This is a genomic window from Pseudarthrobacter defluvii (genome assembly GCF_030816725.1).
In the GTDB taxonomy this organism is placed as follows: Bacteria; Actinomycetota; Actinomycetes; order Actinomycetales; family Micrococcaceae; genus Arthrobacter; species Arthrobacter defluvii_A.
On the sequence record NZ_JAUSYG010000001.1, the window covers coordinates 2,713,244 to 2,726,581 of the forward strand.

Here is a 13,338-nt window from a genome sequence, read left to right on the forward strand (position 1 = left end):
GATCCTCCCCGTGCTAAAAATCTTTGCTGGGATTGCAGCAACCGGCACGTCACCCCAGTGGGCGGCTCCTGCTGTTTGCGCGGCGTGTCGCGGCTTGTCCCGTCTGCAGGGCGCGTCCTACCTGGCCAGGTCTGCTGCCTTGACCACGAGCTCCGGATCCTGCCAGTCCAGCCAGGTGATGCGGGGATCGGCGCGGAACCAGGTCAGCTGGCGCCGTGCGAATTGCCGGGTGGCCACAACGGTGTCCTCAGCGGCAGCCTCGACAGTCGAGGTGCCGTCGAGGACCTGCAGGAACTGTGAATAGCCCAGTGCGTGGGAAGCAGTTTTGCCCTGGCGCAGGCCCCTGTGGTCGAGTCGCCGCACCTCGTCCAGCAGGCCGGCGTCCACCATCCGGTGCACCCGTGCCGCCAGGCGCGCGCGGAGCGCCTCCCGGTCCACCGCGAGGCCCACCTGGATGGCCGGCTGGTAGTACTCCCGGCGGGGCATGAAGGCGCTGAAGGGGCGTCCCGTGAGTTCGTGGACCTCCAGCGCACGGATGATCCGCCGCGCGTCCGATACCCTGCCCGCGGAGACCGGATCCACGCTCCTCAGCCTGGCCAGCAGCGCCTCGGTGCCGACCTCGCCGTGCTCTGCCTCAAGCCGGGCACGCAGAGCCGGATCGGTGCCGGGGAACTCGAGGACGTCCAGGGCGGCCCGGACATACAGCCCCGAACCGCCTGCCAAAATGGCGCGCCTTCCGCGGGCGTGGATCTCCGCGATGGCTTCCCGGGCCTGCTGCTGGAAGTCCGAAACGCTGGCCTCCTGGGTCACATCCAGAATGTCCAGGAGGTGGTGCGGGACGCCTTTGCGTTCGGCTGGCGTGATCTTCGCGGTGCCGATGTCCATGCCGCGGTAAAACTGCATGGCGTCGGCGTTGATGACCTCGCCGTCCAGCTCCAGGGCCAGGCTGACGGCAAGGTCAGACTTGCCGGAGCCGGTGGGACCGACGACGGCGATGACGGGCGGGGCAGCCACCTGTCAGCGGGTGCGCAGGGGCAGCGAGGGCATGCCGAGGGAGACGCCCTTCCGGTCCGTCGAGGACCCGGGCGCGGGCGCTCCGCAGGAGTCGGCCTGTGACCTGTTCCAGGCGTCCCCTGCCCGTGAGCGGCGCAGGCTGTAGTCCTCGAGCGTCGGATCGGACACCAGGTGGAACGCAGCGGCCTCGGTGATGGTTACGGTGACGAGGTCTCCGGGCCTGGGGGCGGGTGCTCCCTCGGGGACCGAGAAGTGCACCAGCCGCTGGTCCTGGGAGCGGCCGGACAACCGGTGGGTCTCCTCCGACTTCCGCCCGGACTGCGCCGTGACCATGACCTCCAGTCGTCGTCCAAGCTGCTTCCGGTTTTCCTCCGCCGCGATGCGGTCCTGCAGGGCCGTGAGACGTTCGAAGCGTTCCTGCACCACTGCCTTGGGCAACTGGTCGGGCAGGTCGGCGGCGGGGGTGCCGGGGCGCTTTGAGTATTGGAAAGTGAAGGCCGTGGCGAAGCTGGACTTTTCCACGACGTCCAGCGTTGCTTGGAAGTCCTCTTCGGTCTCGCCGGGGAACCCGACGATGATGTCCGTGGAGATGGCGGCGTGCGGGATCCGTTCCCGGACCTTGTCCAGGATGCCCAGGAACTTGGTGGACCGGTAGGAGCGCTTCATGGCCCGAAGGATGCGGTCCGAGCCGGACTGCAGCGGCATGTGCAGCTGCGGCATCACATTGGGCGTCTCCGCCATGGCGTCGATGACGTCATCAGTGAAGGCCGCCGGGTGGGGGCTGGTGAAGCGGACACGTTCCAGGCCTTCGATCTCCCCGCAGGCACGCAGGAGCTTGGAGAATGCCTGCCGGTCTCCGAACTCAACCCCGTAGGAGTTGACGTTCTGGCCGAGCAGGGTCACTTCGATGGCGCCGTCGTCCACCAGGGCCTGGATCTCAGCGAGGATGTCCCCGGGCCTGCGGTCTTTTTCCTTGCCGCGGAGGGCCGGCACGATGCAGAAGGTGCAGGTGTTGTTGCAGCCTACGGAGATGGACACCCAGCCGGAGTACACGGAGTCCCGCTTGGTGGGGAGTGTGGACGGGAAGACGTCCAAGGATTCGAGGATTTCCAGCTGTGCCTCGTTGTTGTGGCGCGCCCGGTCCAGCAGGGCGGGCAGGGCGCCGACGTTGTGGGTGCCGAAGACTGCATCCACCCACGGCGCCTTTTTGAGGATGGTTTCGCGGTCCTTCTGGGCCAGGCACCCGCCTACGGCAATCTGCATGCCGGGGTTGGCTGCCTTGACGGGGGCCAGGATGCCAAGGTTTCCGTAAAGCTTGTTGTCGGCGTTTTCCCTGACCGCGCACGTGTTGAACACCACGACGTCGGCTTGCTCGCCCGCTGCCGGAACGTAGCCGGCGTCCTCGAGCATGCCGGCCATCCGCTCCGAATCGTGGACGTTCATCTGGCAGCCGAAGGTGCGGACCTGGTAGGTGCGCGGCTGCGGGGCGCCGGTGTGCGGCGCGGCCCCCACTTCGACGGAAGTGGTGGCACCGGATTGGGGGGAAGGAATGGTCAAACTCACCCGTTAAGGGTACCGGCTTTGGACCGGACCGCTGTCGGACTCCTGCCGGGAATCGAGGACCTCGTTGACGATCCGGAATGCCTGGGACGGCTGGTAGCCTTTTCGCGCAAGCATGGAGGCCAGTCGCCGGACCGCCTTGTCCCGTTCCCCCGGCCCGGACACGTCCGTCCCTGGCCGCAGCTTGCGCTCAACCAAGGCACGGGCCGCGGCTTCCTCGTCGTCGTCGGTCACCTGCTCAAGGGCCGAAGCAGCGGTTTCCTGGTCGATGCCCTTTTCCGCGAGCTCACGCCTCAGCGCGCCCTTGGCGAGCTTGCGGGACTGGGAGCGGCTCCTGACCCACATGTCAGCGAATTCCGCATCGTTGATCAGGCGCACTTCCTGGAACTTGTCCAGTACCGCTTCGGCAACGTGTTCCGGGATGTTCCGTTCGGCCAGCTTCCGGGCAAGCTGCAGCCTGCTTTTGGGCGCTGCAGTCAACTGCCGGTACACGATGGCCTGCGCGACGGAGAAGGGGTCCGGCTCGGCGTCAATGGACTGCGGGTCCTGCGGTACATCAGCGTGGTCCGGCGGCCCTGGCCTTGGGCCGCCGGACTGGGAGCGCCGTGAGCGTGTTCCAGCCAAGAGCTAGAACCCGTCGACGGCTTTCAGCTTCGGCGCGTCCTTGGAGTCGTCTTCAGCGGCCTTTACCCCGACGCCGAGCTTCTCCTTGATGAGGCGCTCCAGCTCGGCGGCAAGTTCCGGGTTGTCGCGGAGGAACCGGCGGGAGTTCTCCATGCCCTGGCCCAACTGGTCCCCGTCATAGGTGAACCAGGAGCCGGACTTCTTGATGATGCCGTGCTCCACGCCCATGTCGATGATGCCGCCCTCGCGGGAGATGCCCTGGCCGTAGATGATGTCGAACTCGGCGACCTTGAACGGCGGGGCCATCTTGTTCTTGACGATCTTGGCCTTGGTCCGGTTGCCGACGGAATCGGCGCCCTCCTTGAGGGTCTGGATCCGGCGGACGTCGATGCGGACCGACGCGTAGAACTTCAGGGCCTTGCCACCGGTGGTGGTTTCAGGGGAACCGAAGAAGACACCGATCTTTTCACGGAGCTGGTTGATGAAGATTGCGGTGGTCTTGGTCTGGCTAAGGCGGCCGGTGATCTTACGCAGGGCCTGGCTCATGAGCCGCGCCTGCAGGCCCACGTGGCTGTCGCCCATGTCGCCTTCGATTTCGGCGCGCGGCACCAGGGCTGCAACGGAGTCGATGACCACGATGTCCAGCGAGCCGGAGCCCACCAGCATGTCCATGATCTCCAGGGCCTGCTCGCCGGTGTCCGGCTGGGAGACGAGAAGGGCATCTGTGTCGACGCCCAGTTTGGCGGCGTAGTCCGGGTCAAGGGCGTGTTCGGCGTCAATGAAGGCGGCGATGCCGCCGGCACGCTGGGCACTTGCCACAGCGTGGAGGGCGACGGTGGTCTTACCCGAGGATTCGGGACCGTAGATCTCGATGACGCGGCCGCGCGGTAGCCCGCCAATGCCAAGGGCGACGTCCAGTGCGATGGAGCCGGTGGGGATGACTTCGATCGGGGCACGGACTTCGTCGCCCAGGCGCATGACCGAGCCCTTGCCGAACTGCTTGTCAATCTGGGCAAGCGCTGCTTCCAGCGCCTTTGCACGATCCGGGGCTGCCGCCATGGTTGACACCTCTAATGCTTTCTCGATGGTGGCCTTCGCGGCCGATGTATTGGTCATCTCTGACGCTAAGGGGACCCACTGACATTCCGGCCGGAGGACGACGGCTATGTGGATAAACCCAATGGAAAAAGCATAGCGTTATCCGAACAGGTATTCGAAGAGCCAGGGTCCTGCGGCGTGTCCGGAGGGGTGGCTGTCTAGTCGCGCCGTGGGGCAATATCCCGCCCCAGCCGCCGTTCTGCCGGAACATCCTGTACGTCGCAGACTGCGAGCCAGACCTTCCGGGGTTCCACGCCCGAGGCGAGGGCCTGGTCGGCGGTGCGCCCGCCCACGCCGGCAAGGACCAGGGTACTGCTCAGCACACGGGAGTACCCCGCGCCGAACTCGTCATCCATGAGACGCCAGTACTCGCTGATTCGCATCGGTAAATCCTCTCATGATTGCGGACCATAGAATTGTTGCCATGAGCACCTCCCCGGATGTCCCGCCCCGGCAAGACGCAGGCGAAGATGCCGCCGATACCGCGCTGCAGAACGTCGAACACCAGATCAGCCTCTTTTGGCGGCGGGCCAGGGCGATTTCCAATCAGCTTTCGCGCGAAGTCCACCCCGACATGGAGCCGGCTGCGTACGGGCTGCTGACGGTGATCCGCCGGGAGGGGCCCATCCGGCTTACCGAGCTTGCCATGAACATCGGGGTGGGCAAGCCATCTGTCAGCCGGCAGATTGCGTTCCTGGAAAGCCTGGGGCTGGTGGCCAAGGAGGCTGATCCCCTGGACCGCAGGGCGCAGTCGATCCGGCTGACGCCCAAGGGCGAAGAGAAGATGCACCAGGTCCAGGACGCCCGGCGCCAGGTCTTCCAGGAACGGCTGCGCGAGTGGCCCGTGGAGGACCTGCAGGAGCTCGCCCGGTACATGGCCAAGCTGAACTCCACCTATGAGCGTGACGGGTTCCCCAGGGAAGCCGCCGACGCATCCCCTGCGGCGGAAGACTAGGACACAGCAGGAAGCCCCCGGCCATGGCCGGGGGCTTCCTGCTGTTCGTCGGACCCGCTGCGGGGTGCCGGCTGCCTTTACCGGGCGCCGGAGAAGAGGCCCGTGGAGAGTTCGTCGTTCAGTTCATTGTTGAGGTCGCGCTCCAGGTCACGGCCGTAACGCTGGGAGAATTCCTGCGGAACGGTGTCCGGAACGGCCACGCCTTCGGCTACTGCGACGCGGTCGCTGACCTCGCGGAGCATGCTTGACAACGGAACATCCAGCGCCGAGCAAATCGAGGACAGGAGCTCTGACGATGCTTCCTTCTGGCCGCGCTCCACTTCGCTGAGGTATCCCAGGGAGACGCGGGCGCTGTGCGAAACTTCACGGAGCGTACGCCCCTGACGCTGGCGGACATCGCGCAGGACATCACCAATTTCGTGACGTAGTACCACCATCTTGCGCTCCTTCTGTTCGCTCTTAGCCTGTTCGGCGAGGCCCACATCCTTCCAGCGGACAACGCCGTTCACGGATACGGGCTGCTTTACCATCTGTATCGCCTTGCTCCCTCATTGGTCAGGTCCGCCGCAGGGCGGACCGTCGTGGTCTTTTCATCCTAGGCGCCTCCGCTCTCCGGAAGCGACACAATGTAATAACTAATCGGTACCGGCTTTTGTTCCCAGAAACTTTACGCCCGGTAACTTCGTCGCCCGCAGCTTTAGGCGGCCAGGGCCTCCAGGAGCCTTTCCAGGGCGGCGGCGCACGCAGCGGCGCGGATGTCGGGCCTGCTGCCGGTAAAGGAATACTCGAAGGCTGAGGTTCCGGCAGCCGTGGAAATCCCGATGTAAACCCGGCCCACGGGCTTGCCGTCGTGGGCATCAGGACCCGCCACCCCGGTGGTGGAAAGTCCGACGTCGGCACCAAGTTCAGTGCGCGCGCCGGCTGCCATGGCACAGGCTACGTCCGGGTCGACCGACCCGACGCGCGCCAGCAGGTCGGCGGGCACGTGCAGCACCGTTTCCTTCACGGAGTTCTGGTACGCCACCACCCCGCCCTGCAGCATGCCGGAGGCTCCGGGCGTGTCGGCAAGAACCGCTGACACGATGCCCGCCGTCAGCGACTCAGCGGTGGCGACGGTGCGCTTGGTCTCGATCGCCTGGCGGACGGCCTGCCCGGCCAAAAGGTGGAGGTTGCTCATGCCTGTTCCTGCCCCTTCGCGGTTCCGGCCTGCCGCTTGCCCCTGGCACGAAGGCGCAGGGCCTCAACGACGTACTCGACTCCGGTCCACAGCGTGATCCCCACGGCGGCCATCATGACCGCGAACGCAACCCAGGACATCCATGGGGCGAACGCCGCGAACGGCAGGAGGTACAGGAAGATCGCCGCGGTCTGCACAACGGTCTTGAGCTTGCCGCCGCGGGAGGCGGGGATGACGCCGTACCGGATCACGAAGAAGCGCAGGGCAGTGATGCCCCATTCCCGCACCAGAATCACGAGGGTCGCCCACCACGGCAGCTCACCCAGCAGGGACAGCATGACCAGCGCTGAGCCGATCAGGAGCTTGTCGGCGATGGGGTCGGCGATCTTGCCGAAGTCGGTGACAAGGTTCCGGCTCCTGGCGATATCGCCGTCGAGCTTGTCCGTGTAGATGGCGACGGCGAACGCGGCCACGGCGGCCCAGCGCCAAGGCCCGGACTCGCTGTGCAGCCCGGGGGCGTCTGCCACGAGGAACCACACGAAAAACGGGACCAGTGCGATACGGATCATGGTCAGGACATTGGGCAGGTTCCAGACCCCGGCACGGCCATGGCCGGCTGCGGTTGCATCGGTGCTAGTCACGTTTCTAGGCTACCGGGCTAGCGTCCGGTGAGGGACCATGCGTCTTCGGACCCGTCGTCATCATCGCCGTACCCGCCCGGCGCGGAATCGGAGCCGTCGTAATATTCGACGTTCTGTTTCCTGTTGTCCAGGTCCGCAGCCACCAGGTCTTCGGCGTAGCCGCCCTGGGCGATGTTGGCGTTGGCATTGTCGCTGAGCGCGGCGGTCTGCGTGTCAGGCGCCGCAGGTGCTTCCTGCCCCTTCATGGCGGCCAGGACAGCGGCGAGGTCGTCCGGCTTGACCAGCACATCGCGGGCCTTGGACCCCTCGGACGGGCCCACCACTCCCCTGGATTCGAGCAGGTCCATGAGCCGGCCGGCCTTGGCGAAGCCGACCCGGAGCTTGCGCTGCAGCATCGACGTGGAGCCGAACTGCGTGGTGACCACCAGTTCGGTGGCCTGCAGCAGCACCTCGAGGTCGTCCCCGATGTCGTCGTCGATCTGCTTCTTTTCCGCTTCCGGTGCCACGTCATCGCGGTAGACGGCCTGGAGCTGTCCCTTGACGTGCTCCACCACTTTGTGAATCTCCGACTCGGTGACCCAGGCGCCCTGGACGCGCATCGCCTTGGAGGCACCCATGGGCAGGAACAGCGCGTCGCCCTGGCCGATAAGCTTCTCGGCGCCGGGCTGGTCGAGGACCACGCGTGAGTCGGTGACAGAGGACGTGGCGAACGCCATGCGGGAGGGCACGTTGGCCTTGATGAGGCCCGTGACCACGTCCACGGACGGACGCTGGGTGGCCAGCACCAGGTGGATGCCCGCTGCACGCGCCAGCTGGGTGATGCGGACGATCGAGTCTTCGACGTCGCGCGGGGCCACCATCATGAGGTCCGCGAGTTCGTCGACAATGACCAGCAGGTACGGGTAGGGCCGGATGACGCGCTTGGAACCCTCAGGCGGGATTACCTTGCCGGCCCGGACGGCCTTGTTGAAGTCGTCGATGTGCTTGAAGCCGTAGTTGGCGAGGTCGTCGTAGCGGGCGTCCATCTCCCGCACTACCCACTGCAGCGCCTCGGCGGCCTTCTTGGGGTTGGTGATGATGGGCGTGATCAGGTGCGGCACGCCTTCGTACGCGGTCAGTTCCACGCGCTTGGGGTCCACCATGACCATGCGCACCTCATCCGGCGTGGCCCGCATCAGGATCGAGGTGATCATCGAGTTCACAAAGGATGACTTGCCGGCACCGGTGGCACCGGCCACCAGAAGGTGCGGCATCTTGGCCAGGTTGGCCACCACGTAACCGCCCTCGACGTCCTTGCCCACGCCCATGACCATCGGATGGTCCGTGCGGCGTGCGTTCTGGCTGCGGAGGACATCCCCCAGGGAGACGGTTTCGCGGTCCGTGTTGGGGATTTCGATGCCGATGGCGGACTTGCCCGGGATGGGGCTGAGGATGCGGACGTCGCTGGACGCGACGGCGTAGGAAATGTTCTTGGACAGCGCCGTCACCCGCTCCACCTTGGTGCCCGGCGACAGCTCGATCTCGTACCGGGTGACGGTGGGACCGCGGCTGAAGCCGGTCACGGTGGCGTCCACATTGAACTGCGTGAGGGTGTCGGTCAGGGCAGCGACGACGGCGTCATTGGCTTCGGTGCGCTCCTTGGGGATGGAGCCGGGGGTCAGGAAGTCCGAGGCCGGAAGGGTGTACGTCACGTCGCCGGCGAGCGAGAGCTGCTCGGTGCGCTGCGGAATGGGAACGGGCGGCGGCGCCGGGGCCACGGGGTTCGAGGGCACAGTCGGCGCGGGGGCAGGCTTGCCGGGAGCAGCGGCGCCGGGAATGACCAGCGGGATGGCCTCCGTGGCGTTCTCCGCCGGCGGCGTCGGAGAGCCTGCGCCCAGGCCCTGGGCCGCCTTGATTTTTTCGACGGCGATCTCCGCCTGGGTGGGCCGGCGCACGCCGGGCGCAGGCCGGGAAGGTTCCCGCTCGTCGTCGTCGATGACGGCGTGCTCAAAGGCCTCGTCCCCCACGTAGCCCTCGAGGCCTGCCTCGGAATCCTGGTCCTTCCCGAAGAGCTTGCGCTTCTTTTTCTTCGGTGCGGCGGGTGCCGCCCGTTCCAGGTAGCTGCGGTCATGGATGTCCCCGGGGTGTTCCTGGTCCATCAGGTCAATGCCCATGAGGTGTTCGTAGGCGCCGCGAAGGCGCCGCGGGATGGCCGTGAACGGGGTGGCCGTGAGGATCAGCAGCGAAATGAACGCCAGCAGGCCATACAGGACCACCGGAACGGCCGGATGGATGGCGGCCAGCGGTGCCGCCCCCAGGAAGCCGAGCATGCCGCCGGCTTTGCGGAGGCCGTCAAACCCGTCCGCGACGGTGGGCTGGCCGCCGAGGACGTGTGCCAGGCCGCAGCCGGCGAACGCCATGATCAGGAAGCCGATCCCCACCCTGTTGTTCCCGCGGCCGTCCGAGGGCTGGCGGAAGAGCCGGAAAGCGCACACGAAAAGCATGAGCGGAAGCAGCAGGGAGATCCAGCCGAAGGTACCGTTCACCACGGCGTATACGGCGTCGGGGAACCAGCCCGTCAGGCCCCACCAGGCGAACGTGGCAATGAAGATGCCCAGTGCCAGGTTGAACAGGGCTGCGCCGTCGCGGCGTTCCTCGGCGGGAAGATCGCTGACGTCGTGGCCGATGCGGCGCACCCCCCCGCCCACCAGGTGGCCCACACCCAGCCAGGCTCCGCCCACCACGCGCAGCAGCCAGGGCTGGTGGTGTTCGACGGCAGGAAGTTGGCGGGTGCGCGCCGTGCTGGATGAGCCGCCGCGCCCTGCCTTGCTGGCTGTGGAGCCGGTTCCGCGGCCGGTGGAGCCGGTTCCGCGGCCGGTGGAGCTCCCGGATTTGTTGCCGGAGCTTCCCCTGCCGGTACCTTTGGGCGCGGAAGTAGTACGTGTGGCCATGGTAGCCACGCTACCGGAAGCATGCTTTGATTCCGGGGATATCAGGGCCGGGACCATCCCCCCAACCCGGTTAAATGCGTCCGGCCCGCACTCCTGCCTGCAGCGGGAGAACGGGCCGGAGCCGGCGGCGGGGACTGTCAGGCCTCGAGCACCACCGGGATGATCATGGGCTTGCGGCGCAGCTTGCGGTTGACCCACGTGCCCACAACCCGGCGCACCACCTGCTGGAGTTGGTGGCTGGTGTGGTCGGCGTGGTTTTGGACTGCCTCTTCCAGTGCCGCATTGATCTTGGGGATGATGTCGTCGAACACCGAGTCGTCCTCGGCAACGCCGCGGGCATGGATTTCGGGTCCTGACACCACCTTGCCGGTGGCGCGGTGGACCACCGTGATGATGGAGATAAAGCCTTCGTCGCCCAGGATGCGGCGGTCCTTGAGGTCCGCGTCCGTGATCTCGCCCACGCTGGAGCCGTCCACGTAGACGAAGCCAACCTCCACCTGGCCCACAATGTCTGCCTGGTGGTCGCGGAGGTCAATGACGGTGCCGTTGTCCGCGAGGATGACGCTGGCCTCCGGGACACCGGACTCGATGGCGATCTTGCCGTTGGCGATCAGGTGGCGGGTTTCGCCGTGAACAGGCATGGCGTTGAGCGGCTCAAGGATGTTGTAGCAGTACAGCAGCTCGCCCGCGGCGGCGTGGCCGGAGACGTGGACCTTGGCGTTGCCCTTGTGGATCACGTCGGCGCCGAGCTTGAGCAGGCCGTTGATGATCCGGAACACCGCATTCTCGTTGCCCGGGATGAGGCTGGAGGCCAGGATGACGGTGTCGCCGTCACCCACCACTACCCGGTGGTCGCCGTTCGCCATGCGGGACAGAGCTGCCATGGGCTCGCCCTGGGAACCGGTGGACATGAGCACCACGCGGTTGTCCGGAAGGTTGTCGATGTTCTTGATGTCGACAATCAGGCCGGCGGGAACGTCCAGGTAGCCCAGCTTTTCGGCGATGGCCATGTTGCGGACCATGGACCGGCCCACGAAGGCTACCTTGCGGTTGTGCTTGGCGGCGGCGTCCAGCACCTGCTGCACCCGGTGGACGTGGGAGGAGAAGGACGCCACGATGATGCGCTTGGTGGCCTGGCCGAAGAGCCGCTCCAGCGTGGGGCCGATTTCCTTCTCGGCGGTGGTGAATCCGGGGACATCGGCGTTGGTGGAGTCGGACATGAAGAGGTCCACGCCCTCTTCGCCCAGCTTGGCGAAGTGCCGGAGGTCGGTGATGCGTCCGTCCAGGGGCAGCTGGTCCATCTTGAAGTCGCCGGTGTGCAGGACCGTGCCGCCCGCGGTGCGGATGAACACGGCCAGGGCGTCCGGGATGGAGTGGTTAACAGCCACGAACTCGCATTCGAAGGGCCCGAACTTCTCTACCTGGCCCTCTTCGACAGTCAGCGTATAGGGCCGGATGCGGTGCTCCTGCAGCTTGGCCTCGATGAGGGCGAGGGTCAGCTGGGATCCGACCAGCGGGATGTCGTTGCGCAGCTTCAGCAGGTACGGCACGGCGCCGATGTGGTCCTCGTGGCCGTGAGTGAGGACCACAGCCACGACATCGTCCATCCGGTCCTCGATGTAGGAGAAGTCCGGCAGGATCAGGTCAACGCCGGGCTGGGTTTCCTCAGGGAAGAGGACGCCGCAGTCCACGATCAGCAGTTTGCCGTCGATTTCGAAGACGGACATGTTCCGGCCAATCTCACCCAGTCCGCCGAGCGGAACGATCCGCAGCGTGCCCTGGGGCAGGCGCGGAGGGGTGACAAGGCCGGTAAGGGCAGTTTGGGTCATAGTGCACTTCTTTCCAGGCGGAAGGTTGCCGGTCTTAGCCTCAGGAGAAGACCAGCCCTGCTTCCGCCAAATCCCCGCGGATGGTTTCGATCTCGGTTTCGTCCGGCTCCACGAGGGGCAAGCGGACAATCGAGTTGGGCAGGACTCCCTGCCATTTAAGAATCTGTTTGGCCGCCACGGCGCCCTGGACGCGGGTCATGGTGGCGCGGACCACGGGCTGCAGCTCGAAGTTGATCTTCCGGGCGGTCCCAAGGTCGTTGGCATTGACGGCGTCGATCATTTCGCGGAAGCGGCGGGTGGCGACGTGGGTGGTGACACCCACCAGGCCGACGGCACCCAGGGCCATCCAGGGAAGGGTGAGTCCGTCATCGCCCGAGTAGAACAGGAGGTCGGTTTCCGCCATGACACGGGTGGCGGCGGTGAGATCCGCTTTGGCGTCCTTGACTGCGACGATGTTGGGGTGCTGTGCCAGCCGGATCATGGTGTCCGGTTCGATGGCGATGGAGGACCGGCCGGGGATGTCGTAGAGCATGACGGGTACGTCCACGGCGGACGCGATGGTCTCGAAGTGGGCGCGGACGCCGGCCTGGCTGGGCTTGTTGTAGTAAGGGGTCACCAGGAGGATGCCGTCGACGCCGAGGGCAGCAGCCTGCTGGGAGAGGTGGACCGAGTGCGCGGTGTCGTTGGTGCCGGTGCCGGCGATGATCGCGGCGCGGCCGCCTACGGCGTCCTTCACGGCGCGGAACATGCCGAGGTTCTCTTCGTCCGTCAGCGTTGAGGTTTCGCCGGTGGTTCCGGTGACCACCAGCCCGTCACAGCCGTCGTCGACCAGCTTGCTGGCCAGCGCTGCCGCCTGGTCGTAATCCACTGCGCCGTCCGTGGTGAACGGCGTGACCATGGCGGTCAGGAGGGTACCGAGGGCAGGGATGTGCGCGGAAGAGTCAGCCATGGAAAAAACGTTACCCTGTCCCCGGCTGGTTAGGACAATGCCACGGACGTGACGAGCGTCAAATACCGTGGTGTCCGGGCCCGGGTGCATTTGTTCCGGCATGGCAGTAACGCCCGACGGCGGCCTGCCGGAGGTCCTCAGCCCAGGACACGAGCCGCTGGGCTGCGCGCACGTAGTGGAACAGCTCGGTGGGAGTCAGGGCCTCGAGGTCTGTTTCCGCCAGGCGGCGGGCCAACTCCGCCCCTTCAGGCTGCGCAGCGAGGCTGACGCCCTCGCGTTCCCACTGCACATCCTCGGCGGGCCGCCCGGAGACGAGTTGGCGGAAAAGGTAGTCCACCACCCCGGGGCTCATTGCCTTCAGCAGGCCGCCCCCGGCACCCGGGTCCTCGGCCGGCAGCCCGGCTGCGGCAAATCCTGCCGGCATCTTCCGGGCGTGCGGATTTACCGACTGCAGGTTCCCCTGGTGCTGTGACTCCTGGGGGCCGGGAACGGCGGAAGGTACTCCTGAGGATGGCGTCTTCATGCAGCCATGCTATTCGAACACATATTCGAATACAAGGT

General features: G+C 66.3%; 13 protein-coding genes. 1 reads left to right on the top strand and 12 read right to left on the bottom strand.

Annotation, left to right across the window (positions count from 1 at the left end; all coding sequences use genetic code 11):
• Positions 1-117: 117 nt before the first annotated feature.
• From miaA to QF031_RS12765, 5 genes are all read right to left on the bottom strand, one after another.
• Positions 118-1,014, bottom strand: coding sequence for a tRNA (adenosine(37)-N6)-dimethylallyltransferase MiaA (gene miaA / locus QF031_RS12745; protein ID WP_307428541.1), 897 nt, complete (start codon positions 1,012-1,014; stop codon positions 118-120).
• Positions 1,015-1,017: 3 nt separating this feature from the next.
• Positions 1,018-2,577 carry a tRNA (N6-isopentenyl adenosine(37)-C2)-methylthiotransferase MiaB gene (miaB, locus tag QF031_RS12750; protein ID WP_307428544.1) on the bottom strand — a complete coding sequence of 520 codons (1,560 nt, stop codon included), beginning with the start codon at positions 2,575-2,577 and terminating at the stop codon, positions 1,018-1,020.
• A 3-nt stretch (positions 2,578-2,580) separates the two neighbouring features.
• The gene (locus tag QF031_RS12755) at positions 2,581-3,108 is read right to left on the bottom strand and encodes a regulatory protein RecX (RefSeq protein ID WP_307433330.1); all 528 of its coding nucleotides are present in this window, start codon (positions 3,106-3,108) and stop codon (positions 2,581-2,583) included.
• Positions 3,109-3,201: 93 nt separating this feature from the next.
• Complete coding sequence (gene recA, locus QF031_RS12760; protein ID WP_307433332.1) at positions 3,202-4,257, bottom strand: recombinase RecA; 1,056 nt, start codon at positions 4,255-4,257, stop codon at positions 3,202-3,204.
• Between the two features lie 197 nt (positions 4,258-4,454).
• A complete protein-coding gene (locus tag QF031_RS12765; protein WP_307428547.1) occupies positions 4,455-4,679 on the bottom strand; it encodes a DUF3046 domain-containing protein in 225 nt (74 codons plus the stop codon).
• A 41-nt stretch (positions 4,680-4,720) separates the two neighbouring features.
• Here QF031_RS12765 and QF031_RS12770 point away from each other — a divergent pair, with 41 nt between their 5' ends.
• Positions 4,721-5,251 (top strand): MarR family winged helix-turn-helix transcriptional regulator, encoded by a 531-nt coding sequence (locus tag QF031_RS12770; RefSeq protein ID WP_307428550.1) that lies wholly within the window; start codon positions 4,721-4,723, stop codon positions 5,249-5,251.
• Positions 5,252-5,328: 77 nt separating this feature from the next.
• On the opposite strand, the gene QF031_RS12775 is transcribed toward QF031_RS12770, so the two are convergent.
• The 7 genes from QF031_RS12775 to QF031_RS12805 form a co-directional block, all read right to left on the bottom strand.
• The gene (locus QF031_RS12775; RefSeq protein ID WP_307428552.1) at positions 5,329-5,781 is read right to left on the bottom strand and encodes a helix-turn-helix domain-containing protein; all 453 of its coding nucleotides are present in this window, start codon (positions 5,779-5,781) and stop codon (positions 5,329-5,331) included.
• 167 nt (positions 5,782-5,948) lie between these two features.
• Positions 5,949-6,428: a CinA family protein gene (locus tag QF031_RS12780; RefSeq protein ID WP_307428554.1), complete on the bottom strand. Its 480-nt coding sequence runs from the start codon at positions 6,426-6,428 to the stop codon at positions 5,949-5,951.
• Positions 6,425-7,069, bottom strand: a complete 645-nt coding sequence (gene pgsA, locus QF031_RS12785) for a CDP-diacylglycerol--glycerol-3-phosphate 3-phosphatidyltransferase (RefSeq protein ID WP_307428557.1) — start codon at positions 7,067-7,069, stop codon at positions 6,425-6,427. The genes QF031_RS12780 and pgsA overlap by 4 nt, the downstream gene beginning before the upstream one ends.
• A 17-nt stretch (positions 7,070-7,086) precedes the next feature.
• Complete coding sequence (locus QF031_RS12790) at positions 7,087-9,999, bottom strand: FtsK/SpoIIIE family DNA translocase (protein WP_307428559.1); 2,913 nt, start codon at positions 9,997-9,999, stop codon at positions 7,087-7,089.
• A gap of 137 nt (positions 10,000-10,136) precedes the next feature.
• Positions 10,137-11,828: a ribonuclease J gene (locus tag QF031_RS12795; RefSeq protein WP_307428563.1), complete on the bottom strand. Its 1,692-nt coding sequence runs from the start codon at positions 11,826-11,828 to the stop codon at positions 10,137-10,139.
• Between the two features lie 40 nt (positions 11,829-11,868).
• Entirely contained in the window at positions 11,869-12,777 is a 909-nt protein-coding gene (gene dapA / locus QF031_RS12800; protein WP_307428566.1) for a 4-hydroxy-tetrahydrodipicolinate synthase, read from the bottom strand.
• Between the two features lie 58 nt (positions 12,778-12,835).
• Complete coding sequence (locus tag QF031_RS12805) at positions 12,836-13,300, bottom strand: hypothetical protein (RefSeq protein ID WP_307428569.1); 465 nt, start codon at positions 13,298-13,300, stop codon at positions 12,836-12,838.
• Between the last annotated feature and the right edge of the window lie 38 nt (positions 13,301-13,338).